This window comes from Streptomyces sp. HD (assembly GCF_028369295.1).
In the GTDB taxonomy this organism is placed as follows: domain Bacteria; phylum Actinomycetota; class Actinomycetes; order Streptomycetales; family Streptomycetaceae; genus Streptomyces.
The window spans coordinates 93185-115746 of sequence record NZ_JAQMYP010000032.1; the positions used below are offsets into that span (position 1 = coordinate 93185).

Sequence of the window (22562 nt, forward strand, 5' to 3'; positions counted from 1 at the left end):
GACCGCTCTTCACACACAACTCCCATGGAACACGTCCACGTGGCCGCGAAATGATCGAATGGAGTCGCCGAGAAGCAGCGAGCAGAAGAGGGTCCCGCATGTCCGATCAGCCCGCCAGGACCGACGCCACGGCACCGAAGCCGCTCGGTCGACTGCTGGTGGTCGACGACGAACCGGCGATCCTCGACACGGTCGGCCGCTTTCTGCGATTCATCGGATACGAGGTCCGTGCGGCCACGACGGCCAAGGACGCCCTGGTCGCGGCGCGCGAGTTCCTTCCCGAACTCATCCTGCTGGACGTGATGCTCCCGGACGGCGACGGTTTCGAGGTGATGCGCAGGCTGCGCTCGGACGGCCTGCCGCACGCCGTCGTCTTCCTGACCGCGCGCGACACCCGCACGGACCTTGTCCGCGGCCTGAGCGAGGGCGGCGACGACTACATCACCAAGCCCTTCGGTCTCGACGAGGTCGCCGCCCGCGTCGGAGCCGTCCTGCGCCGAACCCGCCGCCACGAGCGCCAGGACCGCGTCCTGCGCGTCTGCGACCTCGAACTCGACCCCGACACCCACACCGTCCGCCGCGCCGGAAGCCCGGTGGACCTCTCCCCTACCGAGTTCCGCCTCCTGCGCTACCTCATGCTGCACAGCGGCCGGGTCGTGCCGCGCGCCCGGCTGCTGGAGCACGTCTGGTCGTACGACTTCAACGGCGACGACACCGTGGTGGCCACGTACATCAGTTATCTGCGCCGCAAGCTGGACGCCCTGGGCCCGCCACTCATCCACACCCAGCGTGGCGTCGGCTACAGGATCGGGGAGCCCCGATGCTGAGCCGGGCCACCCGCCGCCCCCTGCGCACCCGGCTCAGCGTGCTGGTCACCGCCCTGTGCGCCTGCGCGATGGCGGCAACCGCACTCACGTGGATCCTCAGCGGGGATCCGGCCGTCATCGTGATCGTTGAGCTGGCCGGCCTGGCCGGAGTGGCGCTGGTCAGCACCGCGGTGGTCCGACGGGAGCTGCGCCCTCTGGAACAGGCTGCGGACACCGCCGATGCCATCGCCACGGGCGACTTCGGCCGACGGATCGTCGCGGCCGACGACGCCCCGACCACCGAGGTCGGCCGCCTCACCGACGCGCTGAACCGCATGCTCGGGCAGATCCAGGCCTCCCTCGCGGCCCGCGAGCAGTCCGAGGACCGCATGCGCCAGTTCGTGGCGGATGCCTCGCACGAACTGCGCACCCCGCTCCAGTCGCTGCGCGGGTACGCCGAGCTCTACCAGCAGGGTGCGCTCCCGGACACGGCAGCGGTCGACGACGCCGTCGCCCGCATGCTCTCCGAAATCCACCGGATGACACGACTGGTCGAATCAATGCTGATGCTGGCCCGCTTCGACGAGCAGGACGACGCCGAACTCGAACAGGTCGACCTCTCCCGCGTCGTGGCCGATTCCTGCCGCGACGCCACCGCCGTCGAACCGGCACGCCCGCTGCACTCACACATCGAGCCCGGAGTGACCGTCCTGGGCGACGAGGCACAGTTGCGCGGCCTGCTCGGCAACCTTCTCGGCAACGTCCGCATGCACTCCGGCCCAGGCACCCCCTGCCACGTCGATCTGGTGAGGGCCGGGAGCGATGTGCTCCTGCGCGTCGAGGACGAGGGACCCGGCATTCCCGAACACGCGGTGGCCCACGTCTTCGACCGCTTCTACCGTGCTGACAGGGGTCGAAGCCGCGCGAGCGGAGGCAGCGGGCTCGGACTGCCCATCGTCGCCGCCATCGCGGAACTGCACGGCGGCCGAGTACGACTGGACAGCGCGCCCGGCCGCGGCACCCGCGTCGAGGTGATCCTCCCCGGACGGGCGGCTTGAGGTTCACCGAACGGACGCGAGGGACTGGGTGGAGCACCTGGTTCTCCCTCTGCCAGCCACGCCGCGGCGATCCGTAAAGCGCCTGATTGCGCGACCAGGACGGACTCCCCACGCGGGCGTGGTCAAAGGGCAGGCAGGTTGATGGCGGTGCGGGTGGCATCTCAGTGGTGGTCAGGCCGGATCCCTTGGGATGGTGGGAGGCGGTCGCGGAAAGGCGTGAGCGCGGTCCTCAGGCTGCGCACTCAGCGTTACTTGGTCAGCAGATGGCGTGTGAGCTTGTCCTACCGTTTTGGCACGGGTCCACGTCGGTCATTCGTAGGATCGGTGGACTCGAGGACTCCGGGTATGGCAGTCAGCTTGTCGCCACTCGATGGCTGAAAAGACTTGGCTGCCCGGAGCCCGTGACGGTCACAACCGCTCATTGGGATAAGCGACTTGATCGCTGTGTAGGACAACGCCGGTGAGGCCGTCCGCGGGACCGCGGAACAACCAGCTGGCGGAGGCGGCCATGTTCAGGATCTGGGCCGGTGTCTACATCGGCAAGGAGCATCACCACTGCGTGGCACTCGACGCCCATGGTGAACGGATGCTGTCGCGACGTGTCGGCAACGACGAGCCCGAGCTGCTGGAACTCATCCGGGGTGTACTCGCCCTGGCTGACCCGGGCGAGGTGCTGTGGGCGGTGGACATCAACCACGGCAGTGCGGCTTTACTCATCGGGCTCCTCGTCGACCGCGGACAGCCGATGGTCTACCTCACCGGTCTGGCCGTTCACCGCGCCTCGGCCGGCTACCGCGGTCAGAGCAAGACCGATGCCAAGGACGCCCACGTCATCGCCGACCAGGCCCGCGTGCGCCAGGACCTCGGGCTGCTGCGGCCTGGCGACGAGGTCGCCGTCGATCTGCGCATCCTCACGGGCCGTCGCCTCGATCTCGTCAACGACCGCACCCGGCAGATCAACCCGCTGCGCGAGCAACTCCTGGAGATCTTCCCAGCGCTGGAGCGTGCTGTCGGCCGCAGCCGAGGTGGCTGCCCCGATCACAGCGGACACGCCACTCGCCGAGCTGATGGACCGTCCGGACGCGCGGCGGATCTTCACCGAGACGCTGATCCGGTACATGCCGGAGGCCGCTGGCTACATCGGCCAGCCAGACGCGATACCCGGGGACGCGAGCATCCGCAGCATCGCCGCCGTGCACCCAGGAGGTGACAAGTTTCTCGCCGACCTGGAAGAGCAGTTCACCGCGCCCAGTCAGGCCGGTGAGGCGGAGTGAGGTATCGCGGGAGCCGGGATCGCCGACTCCGAACCCCCGCATCCGGCCTGCGCGGCCTCGGCCATCCCGCGGACAGGATCCCCGCGCAACCGAACCCGTGCTGCTCACAGGGGAGCAGCAGGCGCTGTCTCCCGCTCACTGGAACACCTACTCCGCCAGGACCCCCGAACCGCTGTACTGCCCATGTGCCGGGATCGCACCGCAGGCCGAGCGGTCCGCTCTACCGGCGTCGCAATCCACCGCGTTCCTGGAGGCACCGTGGCCGATGACCCTCGTTTCGCGTTCACCAAGATTCTGGTGGACGACCTGGAGACCGAATCCACGTTCTACAACACGGTCCTCGGCCTCGTCGAGAAGCACCGGGTGGCCGGAGGGGAGGGCGGCGGCGCGTACACGCAGAGCGTCATGTGCTGCGTGGGCAGCGACGAGCCCTCGCTGTTGCTGCTCAAGCCTCTCCACCGCAAGGCGCCCACGCCCGGCGAGGCTGTGCTGGGCTTCGCCGTTGCCGACGTGGACGAGGCCGTACGAGCGACGGAGCGCGCCGGCGGCTCAGTGAGAACGGGGCCCAGGTCGCTTCCGGAGCACGGCTTGCGCATCGCCCAGGTCACGGATCCCGAAGGGCATTTGCTGGAGCTCATGCAGCGCCTGTGAAATCCCTCGCCGGTGAGCGCGGTGACTCCCGAGGAGTGGGACCGCGCCAGCGCGAATCTCCGACAACCACTGTGCAGGGAAAGGAACACGATGTTCGATCTTTCGGGCCGCACCGCCCTGGTGACCGGGGCCGGTCAGAACGCCGGAGCGGGGATCGCTCGGGCACTGGCCACGCAGGGCGCCGCGGTGGCGGTCAACGATCTCGTGGCCGAGCGGGCCGAGGCGGTCGCCAAGGAGGTCACGGCCGCGGGCGGGACAGCCGTCCCGGTCGCCTTCGACGTAACGGACCTCGACGGGGTGCACGACGGGGTCGACAGGGCTCGCGCCCTGCTCGGGCGCCATCTGGACATCCTGGTGCACAACGCGGGCATCGCGGCCGACTTCGGTCAGGGACACTTCCGTACGCTCGACCCGAGTCGGTGGCGGGCCCCTGTGGAAATCAATCTGTTCGGCGCCATGAACTGTGTGTCGGCGGTCATCGACGAGATGTGCGAGGCGGGCTGGGGACGGATCGTCCAGATCTCCTCGGGGTCCGCACGCACCGGATCCGCACACGGTCTGTCGCTGTACGGGGCGGCCAAGAGCGGGGTCGAGGGCTTCGTCCGGCACATCTCCCAGGAGGTCGCCCCCCTCGGCGTCACGGCCAACACACTCGCGCTCGGGCTCCAGGCGAACGCCGCCGGGGACAGCAACGCGGACATCGCCGCCAGGATCCCCACGCGCCGGCTCGGCACCCCTGAGGACGTCGGTGCCGCCGTGGTCTACCTCGCCTCCGCAGAGGCCGCCTGGATGACCGGCCAGACCCTCAACCTCAACGGCGGCAGCGTCACGTACTGAGGTCGACGGGTTCACCTGGCCATGGGTGCGGCCAGGGTCCGCAACCCCTACGGTGGAGCGGATCGCAAGGAGTGCCCATGCCGCCCAGAAACCCGTCCGCCACCGACACGAGTGCCCCAGCCAGCCAGGCGGTGGCGCGCGTGATCGACGGGATCAAACAAATGATCACGGCGGGGGATCTCCTGCCCGGCCAGCAGATCCGCCAGGAGCACATGGCGGCCGCCCTGGGGGTGAGCCGCCTGCCGGTACGCGAGGCACTGCGCCAACTCGTTGCGGACGGGTTGGTCGTTCACGTGCACCACGTCGGTTTCGCCGTCGCCCGCCTGAGCCGGTCGGAGTTCGACCAGGTATACCTCATGCGGCGGCTGCTGGAGACCGAGGTGATCCGTAGTCTGCCGCGGCCCACACCCGCTCAACTCGCGGAGATTGAGGCCCTGGCCGAGGAGGTCGAGCGGGCTGCCGCCGATCTCGACCTGCCGCGCATGCGCACGCTCAACAGCCGGTTTCACATGGCGATCTTCGGCCTGAGCGACCTGAGCCTCGTCGTGGGCGAGATCAAGCGCATCTGGACCTGGGCGCTGCCGTACCACTCGGTCTATCTCTACGACGGCGCCGGGCGGGCACGCATCCTCGCCGAGCACAAGAAGATGGTCATCGCGTTGGGGGCCGGTGACACGCAGCGCCTGGCCGACCTCATGGACGCCCACCGCGCGGGCTCCGAGGCCCAGTTGAACCTGATGCTCGAAGCAGGAGCGGTGGCGCGACCACCCGTGAGCTGACCTGCAAGCCGGTGTTCCGTCCACTCAACGGAACACCGGCTACTTTTTTGGATCCAATCTCATAGCGTGGACCGGACCTGAAGGAGGAGTCCGGTTGAGCGCGACAATCCATCTCTCCCCGTACCAGCTCGGCCCCGCAGCGCGTGAGCTCCGTAAAGAAGTACGAGGCTTCCTGGACAGCGAGCGCGAGGCAGGAACCTTCACCCCGCGCTGCGACGCCTGGATGTCCGCCCCGGACCCGGCGTTCAGCCGTCGCCTCGGGGCGCGTGGCTGGATCGGCATGACACTCCCCACCGCCTACGGAGGCCATGGCCGGTCTGCTCTCGACCGCTTCGTCGTCACCGAGGAACTGCTGGCCGCCGGCGCGCCCGTGGCCGCCCACTGGATCGCCGACCGGCAGATGGCACCCTCCCTTCTGCGTCACGGCACCGAGGCGCAGCGGCACCGCTACCTGCCCGCGATCGCCCGCGGCGAGTGCTACTTCGCCATCGGCATGAGCGAGCCCGATGCGGGCTCGGACCTGGCGTCGGTGCGCACCCGGGCACGGAAGGTGCCCGACGGCTGGGAGGTCTCCGGGACGAAGGTCTGGACGACCGGGGCGCACTACGCCCATGCGATGGTCGTCCTCGTCCGCACCGACGGTTCACCGGACGACCGGCGCTCCGGCCTGTCCCAGTTCGTCGTGGATCTCCCGGCACCGGGTATCGAGATCCGGCCCATCCTCACCATCGACGGAGAGCACCACTTCAACGAGGTCGTGTTCGATTCGGTCGTCGTCCCGGAGGACAGTCTGCTGGGCGAACGCGGAGCCGGCTGGGGTCAGGTCACCGCCGAGCTGGCGCACGAACGGTCCGGCCCCGAGCGGCTGATGAGCACGGTGCCGTTGCTGCGTGCCTGGGCGGAGCAGCTGCCCTACGGCCCGGGCGACGCAGTGGCGGACCGGGCGCTCGGCAGGCTCACGGCTCGTGCCTGGACACTGCGCCAGCTGTCGCTGTCGGTGGCCGCCGCTCTCGCCGAGGGACGGTCGACCGAAATCGCCGCAGCGCTGGTGAAGGATCTCGGCTCTCGGTTCGAGGGGGACGTGGTGGAGACCGTACGGCAGCTGACGGACGCCGAGCCCCGAAGAGGCGCGGACGGACTGGAAGGGCTGCTGGCCGAGGCGGTCCTTCACTCTCCGGCGTTCACCCTGCGGGGCGGCACCAACGAGATCCTGCGCTCGGTCGTGGCGCGTGGGCTGGGGGTTCGATGAACGCCGATCTGCACAAGGAGATTCGCTCAGCAGTCGTCACGATCCTGCGCGCCCACAGCACAGAGGGGACGCCCTCGGCGGACTTCGACCATCGCGTGTGGAAGGACCTGAGCCAAGGAGGGTTCCATCTGCTGGGCGTGCCTGAGGAGGCCGGCGGCAGCGGGGGCGGGCTGAGCGCTCTCGCCGTGGTGGTCGATCTGACCGCCTTTCACGCCGTCAGGGTGCCGGTGGCCGAGGCCGCGTTCCTCGCGGGATGGATGCTGGCCCGCACGGATCTGTCCCTGCCCGAAGGGCTCGTGGTCGCGTCCCTCGACGAAGCTCACGGTGAGCGGCGAAGCGGTGCACTCCGGCTGTCGGGAAGCATTCGAGTGCCGTGGGGGCGGCATGCGAATCACGTCGTCACGCCCGTGCGTTGCGGTGGCGAGACCCTGATGGCCGTCCTGCCCGTGCCGCAACAGGGCGCGGAGGCCATGCGCCTGGTGACGGCCGAGAACCTTGCCGGTGAGCCGCGTGACACGCTGATCCTCGACGGTGTGGAACTGGCCGACCCTGTCGCCGTCGTGGCGCCGCCCAGCGTTGACTCGGCTGCGCTGATGCGGCGAGGGGCGCTGGCCAGGTCCCTTCAACTCGGCGCAGCGGCCCGCTCCGTACTCGAATCGGCCGGCCGGTACATCACCGAGCGGGAGCAGTTCGGTCGCCCGCTCGCCCACTTCCAGGCGGTGCAGCACCAGTTGGCCGTGCTCGCCGCCGAGGTCACCGCTCTCCAGGTGAGTGCGGACGCCGCTCTGCTGGCTGTGGAGACTGACGATCCAGGCGCGGCTGTGGCGGTGGCCGCGGCGAAGGCCACCGCCTCCGCGGGCGCACAGTTGGTCGCCTCCATCGGCCACCAACTGCACGGCGCGATCGGCTACTCGGCCGAGCATCGTCTCGGGCAGGCGACGACCCGGTTGTGGGCCTGGCGGGAGGAGTTCGGCAACGAGAGTCACTGGCACGACCAGCTCGCCGCCATGGTGCGTCAGGACGGTCCATGGTGGCCCCTGGTGGCAGGTGGCACGCGATGAGCGCGGCCGGAGCCATCCAGGGCGTGCGCGTACTCGATCTGAGCCGGGTCCTCGCCGGCCCGTTCTGCGCGCAGATGCTCGCCGACCACGGCGCTGAGGTGATCAAGGTCGAGTTCCCCTCGGGCGACGAGACGCGGCGCTGGGGACCGCCGTTCGTCGACGAGGCAGCGACCATGAGCGCCTACTACCAGGGGCTCAACCGCAGTAAGGCCAATATGGCACTGGATCTCCGGGTGCAAATGGCCCGGGACGTGCTGCACGACCTCATCGCCCAGGCGGATGTGGTCGTGGAGAACTTCAAGGCCGGTAGCATGGAACGCTGGGGCTTCGGTTACGAGGCCCGCCTCTCGAAGGAGTTCCCCCGGCTCGTCTACTGCCGGATCACCGGCTACGGCGCCGACGGCCCGCTCGGTGGGCTACCAGGGTACGACGCCGTACTCCAGGCCTACGGCGGGCTGATGAGCGTCAACGGAGAACCGGACCGTGAACCGCTGCGTGTCGGGGTACCGATCGTGGACATCACCGCCGCGCACCAGGCTTTCGCGGGTGTCCTGCTCGCTCTGCTGGAGCGGACACACAGCGGGCGCGGACAGCTCGTCGACGTGACGCTGTTCGACGCGGCCCTGTCGATCATGCACCCGCATACCGCGAGCTATCTGCAGTCGGGCCAGGTGGGCAGGCGCACCGGGGCGGCGCACCCTACAGTCGCCCCGTACCAGGTGTTCCGTACCGCGGGGCAGGGACGCCTGTTCGTCGCCGCCGCCAGCGACGCGCAGTTTGCGGCACTCACTGACGTCCTTGGGGTCCCCCGGCTGGCAGAGGACCCCCGCTTCCGGCGCAACCGGGACCGGATGGCCCACCTACCGGAGCTGTTGGCGGAGTTGGAGCCGACGTTCCTGACACGGAAGGCGGACGACCTCGCGCCGGCCCTCACGGCGCGTGGGGTCCCGGCCGGCCCGGTCCACGACGTCGAGGGCGCGCTGTCCGCACCGCACGCGCGGCACCGTTCGATGGTCGTCCAGGACGGCGCCTACCGCGGCATCGGCGTACCCATAAAACTGAGTCGGTCCGCTCCCACGCCGCCCCGGGCACCGGCGGCCACAGGAGCGGACACCGACCTCGTACTCGCCGAACTCGGCTACAGCGCTGAGGAGATCACCGCGTTGCACCGATCCGGCGCTCTCGGACCAGAGGACACCCCCGCGGACTGATCCGCCCCTGAGGATTCCAGAGGGGCCCCAGAGGCCGCCTCGCTCACCCGCGCGCCAGCTGAGCAGGGCGGTTCGTCCGTACGCCGTCGAGCACCATCCGGAAGGCCTCGCGCAACAGGTCCGCGATGTCCTCTCCGGCCTCCGACGTGATCCAGTACATGAAGACCTGACGGGTCGCCTGCACAATCAGGAAGCCCGGCAATACGGACTCCAGGGTGCCCTCACCCTCTCCGATGCGTTCCTGCAGGAACTCGGCCATCGCCTCGCACAGTTCGTCGTCGACCTCCATCCACCGCAGGCGGTGCTGCGGGCTCGACGCCACCAGCGTCAGGAACTGTCGGCCGAAGGGGCTCAGGTTCGGCCCCGCGTCCAGTTCCGACGTCCAAGCGGCGACGAGCGCCTCCACCAGATCGCCGTCTTTGGGCGCGTTCCGCAGCGCTTGCATGACCATCCGCGAGCTGTGCCGGAACAAGGGCCGGACCACGTCCTCCTTGACGGGGAAGTGGCGGTAGAAAGTACGGGTCGACATGCCCACCTCGTCGGCGATGCGCTCGACGGTTGCCGAGGTGTCACCGTCGGCGACGAAGATCTCGGCCGCCTTCCGCGCAATGGTCATGTGCAGTTCCTCGGCCCGCCGCTCTGTCAGCGTCGGACGGCTGCTCTTCACCATGACTGCACCTTCCCATGCACTGCGCCAGTACCGCCGCATCGGCCGACGCACGGTCAACTCGTATGAGGAAATTGGATCCAATCCGTTTACGTGTTCGCAATCCAGCAGTAGGCTCAGGCATGTCAGTTTGCGACATGTTGTCGCAACGTGCAACCGGGCGACGATGCCGGGAGGCCACTATGACCACGGCTCCGACAAGCCAGGGCGCACCCATCGCCATGATCGACAGGGTGGCCTCTCTGCTTCAGGTATTCGACGGCCGATCCAGACTCACGCTGGCCGAGATCTCACGGCAGGCCGATCTGCCGCGTTCGTCGACGCATCGCATCCTGCAGCGTCTGGTCGAACTGGGCTGGGTGGAACGCGAGGGGTATCAGTACAGCCTCGGCATCCGGATGTTCGAACTGGGTTCGCAGGTCGTCCGGCGCGACCGTATCCACCGGGCATCCCTGCCGTTCATGCACGCGCTGCACCGCTTAACCGGTCTGACCGTGCACCTGAGCACCCTCGTCGCCTCGGACGTGCTGCACCTCGAACGCACCGGCGACTGGCCGGAGAACGGGGACAGTTGGTGTCTGGGGGCCCGGCAGCCTGCCGTGCACTCGGCCGCCGGCCGGGCCCTCCTCGCCCAGCTCGCCGAGACCGACTGGCCCACCCTGGCCTTCGCGCCACCTGCCACCGTGTACGGGATCCACACACTCCGAGATCTCCGGCGCGACCTCGAGCGCGTCCGCGACCGAGGCGGCGTCGCTGTCGACTTCCAGGGCTGCGGAGCCGGGATCACCGTGGTGGCCGCCCCCGTCGGCCCATCCGGGAGCAACGTGCGCACAGCACTCTCGCTGTGCGGGCCCGTAGACGCCCTGCCGACGCAGGAGGCCGGCGAGGCCGTACGCATGGCCGCGATGGACATCTGGTACGCCGCGTCCGGGATGCCTCGCCGAAGCCGACGCACTGGCGGGGGCGTCTCCTGTCCTCTGCGGCGCTCCGACAGGACGCCAGTCCCGTCCCACGAGTGACCTCAGCCCGACGATTCCTCGCTCGTCTCGACTTCTCTCACGGCGTTGTTCGCCACGCTCACCCACTCGCCAAGGACCCGGTACCCCGATGACCTTGATATCCCCGAACCAGCCCACCTACGTCCTCTCCCCCGTCACCGACGTTGACCGGGAGGCGCTCGCAGCGGCCATAGATGTCGCCGAGCCGGGCGCGCTGCTGATGTCGCTGGTCCATGTGAGCGGAGACACGAGTCTCGTCGACGAGTTCAGGGACAAGCTCTCGGAGGCTCGCCGCCTCGCTGAGGACGAGGGACGCCCGCCGACCGTCATGGGCGAGTATCCGTCGGCGGTCGCCTCCGAGATCCGCGCCCGGGCTCGCAAACTCCTCGACGGCCCGCTGACGCCCCGTATAGCGGTCCCCGGGAACTTGCTCTTCCGGCGGATGGCCGAGGTCTGCCTGAATGACACCGTCGGCGAGGAGTACATGCCCCATCTGCGGGAGCAGGGAGGCTTTGAGGCGACGCGGCCGACCGTCACGCGGAACCGCACTCCCCCCGCGGACTTCAGCGTCGCGATCATCGGTGCCGGGATGATCGGCGTGAACGCCGCGATCAAGCTCGGCCAGGCCGGCTTCGGTTGCCGGGTCTTCGAGGAGCGCGAGGACCTCGGCGGCACGTGGTCACGCAACACCTATCCGGGGGCCGCTGTCGACACCCTGAGCCACTTCTACTCTTACTCGTTCGAGCTCAATCCCGGGTGGTCGAAGTACTACCCGACGGGACCCGAGTATCTCGCCTACCTGCGGGGCGTGGCCGACAAGTACGACCTCCTTCCGCGCATCACCTTCTCGACCAGGGTGCTCGGCTGTACTTGGCACGAGAACGACCAGATCTGGGAGATCACCGTCCAGCACAGGGACGGCACCGTCCGGACGCATCGCGCCAACGCCGTGGTCACGGCCACGGGCGTACTGAACGGACCGTCGATCCCCGACATCGACGGAGCGAGCTCGTTCGCGGGCGAGATGATGCACACGGCGGAGTGGCGCCCGGATGTCGACCTGTTCGGCAAGCGCGTGGTCGTCCTCGGCGCGGGCTGTACGGCCGTCCAGGTCGTCGCCGACATCGCCGACCAGGTGGAGTCTCTGGACGTCGTGGCACGCCAGCCGCACTGGGTGATCCCCGAGCGGAAGGTCTCCGCCGAAGTACCCGACGGGATGCGGTGGGCGCTGGAGAACATTCCCTACTTCCACCAGTGGTTCCGGACCAAGACGTACTGGTGGGCCGCGGACAAGGGCTGGCCTGTTCCCCGTATCGACGAGGAGTGGTACGCCACGCACGTCTCGGCCTCTCCGGCCAACGACGCGGTGATGCAGGTCTGCCTGCGGTACCTGGACGAGGCGTTCGCCGACCGTCCCGACCTCAAGGAGAAGCTGACGCCGGACTTCCCCCCGTTTGCCAAACGGATCGTGAAGGACCCCGGCTTCTTCCAAGCCGTCAAACGAGACAACGTATCGGTGCACCGAGCGTCCTTCCAGAAGATCCGCCCCGACGGTGTCGTCACGACGGAGGGGAGGTTCATCGCGGCGGACGTCATCATCTGGGCCACCGGTTTCAAGCTCGAATACCTCGGATTCCTGGATGTCGTGGGCCGCGGTGGCATCAGGCTCAGCGACGAGTGGGCCGACCAGAACCCGCGGGCGTACCTGGGCATCACCGTTCCCGGCTTCCCCAACCTCTTCGTCACGGCGGGCCCGAACGCCGCACCCAACCACGGGGGCGGCCACAACGTCACGAGCGAGGAACACGTCAACTACGTCGTCGAAAGCCTCCAGTACCTGATCGAGAACGACTTCACCTCGTTGGAGCCAACCCGGGAGGCCACCGACACGTACAACCGCCGCGTCGACGACGAGCTCGACAAGACGGTCTGGAAGCACGGCGGCACGGCAAACGGCTACTACCGCAACAGGGCCGGGCGCGCGTGGGTCAGCTGCCCGTGGCGTCTGGTCGACTACTGGGCCATGCTGCGCGCGCCCGACCCGGCGGACTACGTCTTCTCCGCACGCGCCGAGAACTGATCGCCGTCGCAGGCCGTCGGGACGGGCAGCGACGGCCCTCGTCGTCATTCCCCGCGGAACACCGGCGGTCGCCGCTCAACACTCGCCGCGATGCCTTCGGCGCAGTCGCGGGTCGCCCACAGGCGGGCCTGCTCGGACAGCTCGTGTGCCAGCGCGTCACCGACCCTGCGCGAAAGGTCGCCACGCAGCGTCGAGCGGATCGACCTGACGGCGAGGGGTGCCGCGGCAGCCAGCCGTCGCGCCCACTCCAGAGCCGCCTCGCGCTGCGCGCCGGGGCCGGACAGCCGATCGACGAGCCCCATCGCGTGGGCCTCCTCACCCCTGACCGCCCGGCCGGTCAGCAGCATGTCCGTGGCGGCCTGTCGGCCGACGAGTTCCGGCAGCGTCACGCTCAGCCCGAAGCCCTGGTGGAAGCCCAACAGCGCGAAGTTGGCGACAAAGCGCGCGCCTGCGTCGGCGACGCGGAAGTCGGCCGCGCAGGCCAGGCCCAGACCGCCGCCCACAGCCGCGCCCTGCACGGCGGCGACGATCGGGACCCCGATCTCGAAGAGCTGCGCGGCGCGGCGGTAAAGGCGCTCCGACACTCCTACCCGGTCCTGGTCGAAACCGCCTCCGTTACCGAAGTTCGCGCCAGCGCAGAAGTGCTTGCCCTCGGCGGCGAGCACGATGGCTCGACACTGTGGGTCCTCGTCGAGTGCGCGGGCGGCGTCGACGATCCGGCCGATCAGGTGCTCGTCGAAGTAGTTGGCGGGCGGCCTTCGCATGACAAGAAGCCCGACGCCGTCCTCGAGCGTGACCGAGAGGTCCCGTCCTTGCACTTCCTTGGTCTGAGCGTCGGCGTCTGGTGTCACGGAAGCGGCCTCCATGTCGGCGAGGACTACGGTCGGCTTCCAAAATCCCCCGGATGAAGGGCCCTCACGCAGGAGGTGTCCGGTGAGTGGACGTTCGCTCCGGTGGCGGGCCGCTCCGGGCGCACAGTCGGTCGCGGGGGCTCGGACCCCGCGCCGCATTTGACACCGGCTCGTTCCGCCATCCACCGAGGGCAGGAGAGACATGCAACTCCCCCAGACGGACCCGAAGGACACACCGGACGTCTCCAGGATCGTGAACGTCCTCAACGCGTTCGCCCGCATGGCCGACGAAGGCACCGTGGCGCAGATGGGCGAGTTGCTCGCCGACGACGTGGAGTGGCACATGACCGGTACGGCTTGGCGGGGACACACGGAGGTCCTCGAAGGGCTGGGCGGGATGCGTGCTCTTGGCCACGCCGGCCCCGGCTCCGGCAACAGGCACATCGTCACCAACCAGGAGGTGTATGTCGAGGCTGAGCACGCCCGGGCGTTCTCCTCCTTCCTCCTGGTCTCCTGGTCTCCTGTGCCGCCCCGGCCTCGATCCTGGTCACGGGTTCCTATCGCGACGAATTGCGGCGCTGTGAGGACGGCCGATGGCTGCTGGTGAAGCGTGACGTGTCGGTCTGACAGCGCCGGCCGGAAAGCCGTCCACTCACCGGAACAGCGCGCCGGAGTGCCCCTACACCGGGCCTAGCGTCAACACCGAGCAGCGGGGCCGCGGTTGCGGCATTACGCAAGGCCCTCACCCGCACGTCGCCCAAGGAGAGCCGATGACCGCCTTGGCCACCCATGACCCACGCATCACGAAAGCCCTCGAACGTTCCCTGGAACTGGGCGAGACCGGCATCGCCGTGGCCGCCTACCACCGTGGCGAGCTGATCGTCGACGCCGTGGCGGGTCTCGCCGACGTCGAGCGCGGCACACCGGTCGACGAGCGCACTCTCTTCCCGGTGTTCTCCGTGACCAAAGGGGTCACGGCGACGGCGCTCCACCTGCAGGCCGAGCGCGGGTTGGTGGACCTGCGGGCTCCCATCGCGCGGTACTGGCCCGAGTTCGCCGCCCACGGCAAGGAGACGATCACGGTCGAGCAGGCGCTGTCGCACCGCGCGGGGATCCCACAGATGCCCGAGGGTGTCACGCCGGACCTGATGGCGGACTGGGAGTGGATGACGAGCCGCATCGCCGAGTTCAGGCCGGTCTTCGAGCCGGGCACCACCAGCGCGTACCACGTGCTCGTGTGGGGGTGGATCATCGGTGAGGTCGTGCTCCGCACGGACCCGGCGCACCGTCCCTTCGACGTCTTCGTCGCGGAGGAGATCTGTACGCCCCTGGGTGTCGAGAACTTCCATCTCGGCGTTCCCGACCCCGACTTGGGGCGTGTGGCCACGCTGTACGGCGGTAACGAGTTCGGGACCGTCGACGATCACAACGTCAGCCCGCCGGCGGTCTTCCCGGGATCCGACGCCCACAACCAGCGCACCGTGCAACAGGCCGTGGACCCCGGAGCGGGCGCGATCGCCACCGCCGGTTCCGTGGCCCGGATCTTCGCGATGCTCGCCGAGGGGGGTGAACTCGACGGTACCCGGCTGCTCTCACCGCACCGGGTGGCCACCTTCACCCGGCCGCGCCAGGACCCGCACGCCCCGGACCGGATCCTGACCATCCCGGTCTGGTTCGGCGCGAACGGGTTCTGGCTCGGCGGCGAACCGGAGGCATCCGATCCGCTGGTCGGCGACCACCGCGACATCATCTACAGCCCCGGCGCGGGAGGCTCCGTCGCGTGGGCCGACCTCCGTGACCGGGTTGCCGTCGCGATCTGCCACAACAACATGGACACCCCGGCAATCCAGAGTCCCGAGCGGACGTTCGCACCCGTCGCACGAGCCGTCCGCGAGATCGTCGCCGAACATGAAGGGAACGGCCGATGACTTCCGCACAGGAGTTGTTCGGCGGGGGCATCGCCGTGATCACCGGGGCCGGTGCCGGCGTCGGAGCGGGTCTGGCCCGTTACGCCGCACGCGAGCTCGGCATGACCGTGGTGCTGGCCGACGTCGACACCCGTGCCATCGCCGAGCTGCGTGCCGAGCTGGAGGCCGTCGGCGCCCGCGTTCTCGACGTGACCTGCGACGTGCGTGACCCTCAGGCCCTGGAACGGCTGGCGGAACGCACGATCGCCGAGGCCGGTCCTGTCAGGCTGCTGGTCAACAACGCCGGAGTCGAGCAGTTCGGGTATCTGTGGGATACGCCGGTGCCGAACTGGGAGCGGCTTCTCGCCATCAACATCAGCGGTGTCTTCCACGGCATCAAGGCGTTTCTGCCCCGGATGACGGCCGAGCCGGGGCAGTCCTGGGTCTGGCACCTCTCCTCGGTGGGCGGGGTCAGCGCGAGTCCACTGCAGGCGCCGTACATCATGAGCAAGCACGCCGTCCTGGCCCTGACCGAATGCCTGCACCAGGAGGTCGAGCTCGCCGGGCACGCTCATCACGTGCATGTCCAGGCGGTCCTGTCGGGCGCGGTGGCGTCGGACATCTTCGAGTCCGCCGGTGCCGTCGAAGACAGCGACATCGCCGCTGCGGAAGACCACCGCGCCGCGATGCTGAGGATCAAGGCGCAGGCGATGGACCCGGTGGACGCTGCGAGGGTGTTCTTCGACCAGGCGGCCGAGGGTGAGTTCTATCTGCGGTCCCAGCCCTTCGTCGCCGACGCCATGGCAGCGCGGGCCGACGTCCTGACGCATCGCCGTGCCCCGCTCCTCATCCGCGGCGACTACGCCGTTCTCGCGAACTGAGCCGCCACCGACGCCGGAGACCACCATGTGCCCTCAGCTTCCCCCGCTGGACCCGGACGCCGCGGCGATCGCCGCCGCCGTCGCCGACACGCCGCCGATGCGCAAGCGCGGCATCGCCGCCCTGCGCGAAGACCTCGAAGCCATGCCCTTCCCGAAGGGCCTGCCGGTCATGGCCGAGACCAAGGATCTCCGGATCGACGGCCCCTGGGGGGAGATCCCGCTGCGAATCCACCGTCCCTCCCTCGGCGACCGGGCGCCGGTGCTGGTGTATTTGCACGGCGGCGGCATGTGCATGGGCTCCAACCACTCCTTCGAGCCACTCGCTCGTCATTTCGCCCACAGCAGTGGGGCCACGGTCGTGTCCGTGGAATACCACCTGGCCCCCGAATCTCCGCCCCCCGCACAGTTCGACGACGCCTACGCCGCCACGCTCTGGACCGCCGAACACGCCGACGACATCGGAAGCGACCCCGACCGGCTCGTCGTCATCGGCGACAGCGCCGGAGGCACGCTGGCCGCCGCCGTGGCCCTCGCGGCACGCGATCGAAGCGGCCCGGCGATCAGCTGCCAGGTCCTCGTCTATCCCGGCCTCGACCGAGACCTGGGGGCCCGGTCGATCACCGAGTGCGCCGACGCGCCGATCCTGAGCCGGGACGACGTGTTGTTCCTCAACGAGACAGCCGACGGCGGCCAGGGCTACCCGGACAGCCCGTACCGCATCCCGGCCTACGCCCACGACCTCACCGGTCTGCCCCCGGCCATCGTGGTGACGGCGGAGTGCGATCCGCTCCGGGACTGGGCTGAGAGGTATGCCGCCCGGCTGCGCGAGGCCCGCGTGCAGACCACTCTCACGCGTTACCCGGGCTCTTACCACGGCTTCCTCATGCAGTCCGACCACCTGGCCAGGGGGCGGCTCGCCGTCGCCGAGATCGGCGGGCTGCTGCGGGCCAAGTTCGCTCATCCGCTGCCCTTCTGACCAACGCCGCCCGTCCCCCGTCACTCCGCATCCACCACCCGCTGCCAGCCCGTGCCAGGAGGAACCGTGACCGACACCGCCGTCGACCCGTTCGCCGACGCCCGCCCGCTCACACCCCACAAGCTGTCGAGCGGGTTCACCTGGGCCGAGTGCCCGCGGTGGCACGACGGGGCCTTCTGGTTCAGTGACATGTACGCCCACCGCATCCTGCGCCTCGACGCCGACGGGACGCCGCACACAGTGCTCGACCTCTCCCGGCGCGCCTCGGTGAACGGAGTCGAAGTCATCCCGGGCGGGTTCGGCTGGCTCCCCGACGGCACGCTGATCGTCACCTCCATGCACGAGCGGCTCGTCCTCGCCTACGACGGGGTGCGGCTGACGGAGTACGCCGACCTGCGCGACCTGGCGACCGGGTCGATCAACGACATGGTCGTCGACGGCGACGGCCGCGCCTACGTCACCCAGCTCGGCTTCGACCTGTTCGCCGGCGAGGCTCCGCGCGAGTCCGCGCTGCTCGTCGTGGAACCCGACGGCGCGTCCCGAGCCCTCACCGAGCTGGACGGCTTCATGGGCGCCAACGGCATCGCAGTCACCGCCGACGGCCGCCACGTGCTGACCGCGGAGGCCTTCGCCGACCGCATCACTGTCATGGACCGCGACGAGCAGGGTCGCCTGAGCGGGCGGCGGATCTTCGCCACGACACCGTCCCTGCCGGACGGCATCTGCCTGGACGACGACGGAGGCGTCTGGGCGGGGCTGCCCTCGGTGCCCGCCGTGGCACGGTTCACCGCCGGAGGTGCGATCACCGACGTGATCCGCTTCGACGTCACCGAGGCCCTGCCGCCCGCCTGCGTTCTTGGCGGCGAAGGCCGCCGGACCCTGTTCGTCTGCGCCGGCCTGGACGTTCTGGACTGGGAGGAATCCCGCAAGAACCGCAACGGGACCGTCTGGCAGGTCCCGGTCCAGGCGAGCGGCGGAGCCAACCGCCCCTGACAACAGCTCGCGCAAGGGGGCCGGCCAGCGGCGCGGCGCCCACCGATCAGTTGGGACCTGATACATGGACACTCTCTCGTTCGAAGACCGCGTTGTCGTGGTCACCGGTGCCGGACGCGGTATCGGCCGGGCGCATTCGCTGCTGCTGGCCGCGCGCGGCGCCGGTGTCGTCGTCGCCGACCTCGGGGCCCGCGTCGACGGCTCCGGCGTGGCCGGCGACGACCCCGCGATCGACGTCGTCGCCGAGATCCTTGCGGCGGGCGGGAAGGCCGTCGCGTGCCGGGCCGACGTGTCCACCGAGAGCGGGGCCGCGACGGTCGTCGACACTGCCGTCAAGGAGTTCGGCAGGCTCGACGCGGTCATCAACAACGCCGGCATCGTGCGCACCGCCCCCTTCGCGGACGTCCCGGCCGAGGAGTACCAGCGCCACCTCGACGTGCACTTCTTCGGCTCGCTGTTCGTGTGCCGTGCCGCATGGCCCCACCTGATCGCCTCGGGCTCCGGTCGAGTGGTCAACACCGTCTCCGCGGCGATGCTCGGCAACCCGCTGATGACGCACTACGGCAGCTCCAAGGGCGCGGTCTTCGCACTCACCCGCAACCTGGCCCTGGAGGGTGCCGAGCACGGCATCCTCGTCAACTCCCTGGCACCCGGCGCCGGTACCCGCATGGCCGAGAGCTCCGCCGACTCGCTGTCACCCGAAGTAATGGAGTACATGCGGACCCAGCTCCTGCCCGAGCACGTGGCGCCTGTGGCCGCCTACCTGGTCCACCCCTCCTGCCGGGTGACCGGCGAGGTCTTCAACGCCGCGGGCGGAGGCGTCAGCCGCACGGCTGTCATCACCACCCAGGGCATCCACGAAACCGACCTGACCATCGAGACGGTGGCCGAACGGTTCGACGAGGTCATGGCCCTCACCCCCCAAGCACAACCGGAGTTGGTCGGCGCACCGCATCCCCACACCGACTGAGCCACCCATCCCAGCCCAACCGGAGAAGCCGATGACCGCATCCACCGACGCCGGCACCGAGTACCCCTTCGGCCCACTGCCCGCCACCGAGGCCGTGGAGCACCTGCGTCGCCTCCTGGCCGACCGGCCCATGAGCAAGGTCACCATGCCGTACGGCGGCGACATCTGGATCGTGCACCGCAACCGCACGGCACGGCAGCTGCTCGGCGACCCCCGGTTCGTCCGGGAGCCGTTCCGCACCGGTGAACGGGTCGTACCGTTCTTCGTGCCGTTCCCCGACTTCCTGCGCTCGACGCTGCAGTTCGAGGACCCGCCCCAGCACACGAAGCTTCGCAAGCTGGCGCAGAAGGCGATCTCGCCCCGGCGGGTCCGGGACATGCGCGATTCCGCCGTGGCCTTCGCGGGCGAGCTGATCGACGGAATGCTGGCCCGCGGCGGTGTCCGCGACCTCGTACCCGAGTACGCCCTGTCCCTGCCGATCGAGATGCTCAGCTCCTTGCTGGGCGTGCCCTCCTCGGACCGGGAGAAGTTCGAGCGGTGGAGCTCCTCCACGCTGTCGGTCGCGGGCAGGAGCGAGGAGGAGATCGCCGCCGATCTCGGAGAGCTCTCGGCCTACATGACGGATTTGATCGCGAAGCGCCGCGAGGAGCCGCGCGATGATCTGCTCAGCGCTCTGGCGCATGCCCGCGAACGCGACGAGACGCTCACCGATGCCGAGATCCTCCCCATCGCATTCCTCCTCATCGTCGGCGGATTCGACAACACCGCCACTTTCCTTGCCACCGGGGTCCTGTCGCTGCTGCGCTCCGACGACCAGCGCGCGCTGCTGGTGTCCGACCCGGACGGTCTGGCTCCCACCGCCGCGGAGGAGATCCTGCGCCACAGTCAGTGGGCGATCGGATATCCCGTGTTCGGGGGCGGAGGCCTGGTGCCGTTCGTCGCCACGGAGGACGTCGAGGTGGACGGGCAGCTGATCGCCGCGGGCGAGGCCGTCAGCTTCGACCCCGGTGCCGTGAACCACGACGCCGAGGTCGTCGAGAATCCCGCACGCTTCGACATCACCAGGACCGACAACCCGCACCTGATGCTCAGCCACGGCCTGCACCACTGCCTCGGCGCTCCCCTGGCCCGCATGGAGCTGCAGGTGGGCATCGCCGAGCTCTTCAAGCGCATCCCCGGCCTCCACCTGGCCGGCGAGCCGGTGTTCAACCGCGATGTCCTGACCCAGCCCATGACCAGCCTGCCCGTCACGTGGTGACAGAAGGGAGCACCATGCCCAAAGTGTTCTACACCCAGCCCGACGGCACCGAGCGGGCCGTGGAGGGCGCGGTCGGCGACTCCGTGATGCAGACCGCCGTACGCAACGGTGTCTCGGGGGTGCTCGGACAGTGCGGGGGCGTGTTGTCCTGTGCGACCTGCCACGTCTTCCTGCACGAGCGGAACGCCGAGGACTTCCCGCCGATCAGCGAGGACGAGGACGAGATGCTGGACTGCACCGCCGTCGACCGGCAGGACACCTCACGGCTGTCCTGCCAACTCCCCCTTGCCGAGGGACAACACGTCCACGTCACCATCCCGAAGGCGCAGCTGTGACCACTGACCGCCGTCTCCTGATCGTGGGCGCCGGGCAAGCGGGCGTCCAGACGGCGAGCAGCGCCAGGGAACTCGGCTGGCGAGGACCCATCACCCTCCTCGGCGCCGAACCACACGCGCCATACGCTCGTCCGCCCCTGTCCAAGGCCTTCCTCAACGGCACGGCAACCGTCGACTCCCTGGCCCTGCGTACGCCGGAGTTCTACGCCGACCACCGCATCGACCTGGTTCTGGACGAGCGCGTGGAGCACCTCGACCTGGCGGGCGACGGAACTGGCAGCGCCGTCACCGCCGCCGGCCGTCGGTGGGCCTTCGACCGCCTGGTCCTCGCCACCGGAGCGGCACCGCGGCGTTTGCCGCTGGAAGGCGCCGATCTTGAGGGAGTGGTCGTGCTGAGAGACCTGCACGACGCGATGTCTCTCGCTCGCCGTCTCGACGCCGCCGACCACATGGTGGTGGTGGGCGGCGGCTTCGTCGGATTGGAGGTGGCCGCCGCCGCAGTCGCTGCGGGCGTCCGCACGACCGTGGTCGAGGCCGCCTCCAGCCTGATGAACCGCGTGGTCAGCCCCGTCACCTCGGAGGTCGTCGAGAGGGCGCACCGGGCCTGCGGGATCCACGTGCTGACCGGTGTCCGTCCCACCCGTCTCACCGACGACGGCCAGGGCGTCGTCGCGGCTGTGGAGTTGGACAACGGCGTTCGCCTGCCCGCCCGCCTAGTTCTCGTCGGTGTGGGCGCGGGCCCGCGCGACGACCTCGCCGCGGCAGCGGGCCTGCACTGCCACAACGGGATCGTGGTCGACGACAGGTCACTGGCCTCCGACGGTCACACCCTCGCCGTCGGCGACTGCGCGAACCTTCCCGATCCCTCCCCAACTCGCGGGCGCGTGCGGCGCCTCCGCCTGGAAAGCGTCGACAACGCCGCCGAACAGGCCCGGGCGGCTGCCACGACCTTGGTCGGCCGTCCTCAGCCCTACCGCAGTGTGCCGTGGTTCTGGTCCGACCAGGGCAGCCTGAAGCTGCAGATCGCGGGCCTGGCCGGACCGGACGACGACGTCATCGTCCGCGCCGGCAAGCGCCCCGGACAGCACACGACGCTGCGCTACCGGGGCCCCGCCCTGGTCGCCGCCGAATGCATCAACAGCCCCGCCGACTTTCTCGCGGTACGCAAGGCGCTCACCACCGGTACCTCACTGTCGCGAGAAGCCGCTGCGGACACCCGTATTACGCTCAAACAGCACCTCAGCACCGCCGTGACCGCCCTGCACCCCTGACGTCCCCGGTGGTCCCACTCAAGAAGCCTCGATGTCCTACGGTCTTTCATCGATCCTCGGCGAGGTACTCCGGAACCCACGAGCCGCAGCCGTGGTGCACAAACGCCTCCCCGGTCTTGAGAACGCGCCGCCCCGGGTGCAGTTCATGCACGGCACGCTGCAGCAGGTGGCCGGCTTCATGGAAGGCATCCGGAATGACCGAGCCGCCTGGAAGGCCTTCTTCGCCAAGCTGGCCCCAGTTGCAGAGGACGCCCCGAACCCATCCAACGCATGGTCCACCGCTTGCGGCCCTTGTCCGTCGGGTCCAGGCTCAGCAGCGCCATGTAGATGCAACTGAGGGCGGCGGCCTCGTTGGGGAAGTGCCCGCGGGCGCGGACAGACCTGCGGATGCGGGCTTTGACGCTCTCGATCGCGTTCTTGCTTCGGATGACCTTGCGAATCTCGACGTC

Annotated in this window: 22 protein-coding genes and 1 pseudogene; 20 read left to right on the plus strand and 3 right to left on the minus strand. The window is 69.4% G+C overall.

Annotation, left to right across the window (positions count from 1 at the left end):
• The first annotated feature begins 98 nt into the window (after positions 1-98).
• From POF73_RS28580 to POF73_RS28620, 9 genes and pseudogenes are all read left to right on the plus strand, one after another.
• Positions 99-827, plus strand: a complete 729-nt coding sequence (locus POF73_RS28580; protein WP_272121149.1) for a response regulator transcription factor — start codon at positions 99-101, stop codon at positions 825-827.
• Positions 821-1864: a sensor histidine kinase gene (locus POF73_RS28585; protein ID WP_272121151.1), complete on the plus strand. Its 1044-nt coding sequence runs from the start codon at positions 821-823 to the stop codon at positions 1862-1864. The genes POF73_RS28580 and POF73_RS28585 overlap by 7 nt, the downstream gene beginning before the upstream one ends.
• Before the next feature lie 508 nt (positions 1865-2372).
• Positions 2373-2894, plus strand: a pseudogene (locus POF73_RS28590) (IS110 family transposase); the annotation flags it as partial.
• 502 nt (positions 2895-3396) lie between these two features.
• Positions 3397-3789, plus strand: a complete 393-nt coding sequence (locus POF73_RS28595) for a VOC family protein (RefSeq protein ID WP_272121154.1) — start codon at positions 3397-3399, stop codon at positions 3787-3789.
• Between the two features lie 90 nt (positions 3790-3879).
• Complete coding sequence (locus POF73_RS28600; RefSeq protein ID WP_272121156.1) at positions 3880-4626, plus strand: SDR family NAD(P)-dependent oxidoreductase; 747 nt, start codon at positions 3880-3882, stop codon at positions 4624-4626.
• 131 nt (positions 4627-4757) lie between these two features.
• Positions 4758-5405 (plus strand): GntR family transcriptional regulator, encoded by a 648-nt coding sequence (locus POF73_RS28605; protein WP_272121157.1) that lies wholly within the window; start codon positions 4758-4760, stop codon positions 5403-5405.
• 94 nt (positions 5406-5499) lie between these two features.
• The gene (locus POF73_RS28610) at positions 5500-6654 is read left to right on the plus strand and encodes an acyl-CoA dehydrogenase family protein (protein WP_272121159.1); all 1155 of its coding nucleotides are present in this window, start codon (positions 5500-5502) and stop codon (positions 6652-6654) included.
• Positions 6651-7715 (plus strand): acyl-CoA dehydrogenase family protein, encoded by a 1065-nt coding sequence (locus POF73_RS28615; RefSeq protein ID WP_272121161.1) that lies wholly within the window; start codon positions 6651-6653, stop codon positions 7713-7715. The genes POF73_RS28610 and POF73_RS28615 overlap by 4 nt, the downstream gene beginning before the upstream one ends.
• Entirely contained in the window at positions 7712-8926 is a 1215-nt protein-coding gene (locus POF73_RS28620) for a CaiB/BaiF CoA transferase family protein (protein WP_272121163.1), read from the plus strand. The genes POF73_RS28615 and POF73_RS28620 overlap by 4 nt, the downstream gene beginning before the upstream one ends.
• 43 nt (positions 8927-8969) lie before the next feature.
• Here POF73_RS28620 and POF73_RS28625 read toward each other — a convergent pair whose 3' ends face one another.
• Complete coding sequence (locus POF73_RS28625) at positions 8970-9635, minus strand: TetR/AcrR family transcriptional regulator (RefSeq protein ID WP_272121165.1); 666 nt, start codon at positions 9633-9635, stop codon at positions 8970-8972.
• Between the two features lie 191 nt (positions 9636-9826).
• Between POF73_RS28625 and POF73_RS28630 the strand changes: the two genes are divergently transcribed.
• Together POF73_RS28630 and POF73_RS28635 are read left to right on the plus strand one after the other, a co-directional pair.
• Positions 9827-10612 (plus strand): IclR family transcriptional regulator, encoded by a 786-nt coding sequence (locus tag POF73_RS28630; protein WP_272121167.1) that lies wholly within the window; start codon positions 9827-9829, stop codon positions 10610-10612.
• 88 nt (positions 10613-10700) lie between these two features.
• Positions 10701-12671, plus strand: coding sequence for a flavin-containing monooxygenase (locus POF73_RS28635; RefSeq protein ID WP_272121169.1), 1971 nt, complete (start codon positions 10701-10703; stop codon positions 12669-12671).
• A gap of 44 nt (positions 12672-12715) precedes the next feature.
• Here POF73_RS28635 and POF73_RS28640 read toward each other — a convergent pair whose 3' ends face one another.
• Positions 12716-13522: an enoyl-CoA hydratase/isomerase family protein gene (locus tag POF73_RS28640; protein ID WP_272121171.1), complete on the minus strand. Its 807-nt coding sequence runs from the start codon at positions 13520-13522 to the stop codon at positions 12716-12718.
• Positions 13523-13724: 202 nt separating this feature from the next.
• Between POF73_RS28640 and POF73_RS28645 the strand changes: the two genes are divergently transcribed.
• The 9 genes from POF73_RS28645 to POF73_RS28685 all read left to right on the plus strand — a co-directional run bounded on the left by POF73_RS28645 (position 13725) and on the right by POF73_RS28685 (position 22113).
• Positions 13725-14129, plus strand: coding sequence for a nuclear transport factor 2 family protein (locus tag POF73_RS28645; RefSeq protein ID WP_272121173.1), 405 nt, complete (start codon positions 13725-13727; stop codon positions 14127-14129).
• A 163-nt stretch (positions 14130-14292) separates the two neighbouring features.
• On the plus strand, positions 14293-15450 hold the full coding sequence (locus tag POF73_RS28650; RefSeq protein ID WP_272121175.1) for a serine hydrolase domain-containing protein: 1158 nt from the start codon (positions 14293-14295) through the stop codon (positions 15448-15450).
• Positions 15447-16310, plus strand: coding sequence for an SDR family NAD(P)-dependent oxidoreductase (locus tag POF73_RS28655; protein WP_272121177.1), 864 nt, complete (start codon positions 15447-15449; stop codon positions 16308-16310). Before POF73_RS28650 ends, POF73_RS28655 begins: the two co-directional genes overlap by 4 nt.
• A 25-nt stretch (positions 16311-16335) precedes the next feature.
• A complete protein-coding gene (locus tag POF73_RS28660) occupies positions 16336-17286 on the plus strand; it encodes an alpha/beta hydrolase (protein WP_272121179.1) in 951 nt (316 codons plus the stop codon).
• A gap of 66 nt (positions 17287-17352) precedes the next feature.
• Positions 17353-18279 (plus strand): SMP-30/gluconolactonase/LRE family protein, encoded by a 927-nt coding sequence (locus POF73_RS28665; RefSeq protein ID WP_272121181.1) that lies wholly within the window; start codon positions 17353-17355, stop codon positions 18277-18279.
• 64 nt (positions 18280-18343) lie between these two features.
• Positions 18344-19249: an SDR family NAD(P)-dependent oxidoreductase gene (locus tag POF73_RS28670; protein ID WP_272121183.1), complete on the plus strand. Its 906-nt coding sequence runs from the start codon at positions 18344-18346 to the stop codon at positions 19247-19249.
• Positions 19250-19280: 31 nt separating this feature from the next.
• Positions 19281-20507 (plus strand): cytochrome P450, encoded by a 1227-nt coding sequence (locus POF73_RS28675; protein WP_272121185.1) that lies wholly within the window; start codon positions 19281-19283, stop codon positions 20505-20507.
• Positions 20508-20521: 14 nt separating this feature from the next.
• Positions 20522-20842, plus strand: coding sequence for a 2Fe-2S iron-sulfur cluster-binding protein (locus POF73_RS28680; RefSeq protein ID WP_272121187.1), 321 nt, complete (start codon positions 20522-20524; stop codon positions 20840-20842).
• Complete coding sequence (locus POF73_RS28685) at positions 20839-22113, plus strand: NAD(P)/FAD-dependent oxidoreductase (RefSeq protein ID WP_272121189.1); 1275 nt, start codon at positions 20839-20841, stop codon at positions 22111-22113. Before POF73_RS28680 ends, POF73_RS28685 begins: the two co-directional genes overlap by 4 nt.
• A 176-nt stretch (positions 22114-22289) precedes the next feature.
• Here POF73_RS28685 and POF73_RS28690 read toward each other — a convergent pair.
• Positions 22290-22562: transposase (locus POF73_RS28690; protein WP_272121191.1), on the minus strand; the 273-nt coding region annotated here is incomplete at its 5' end.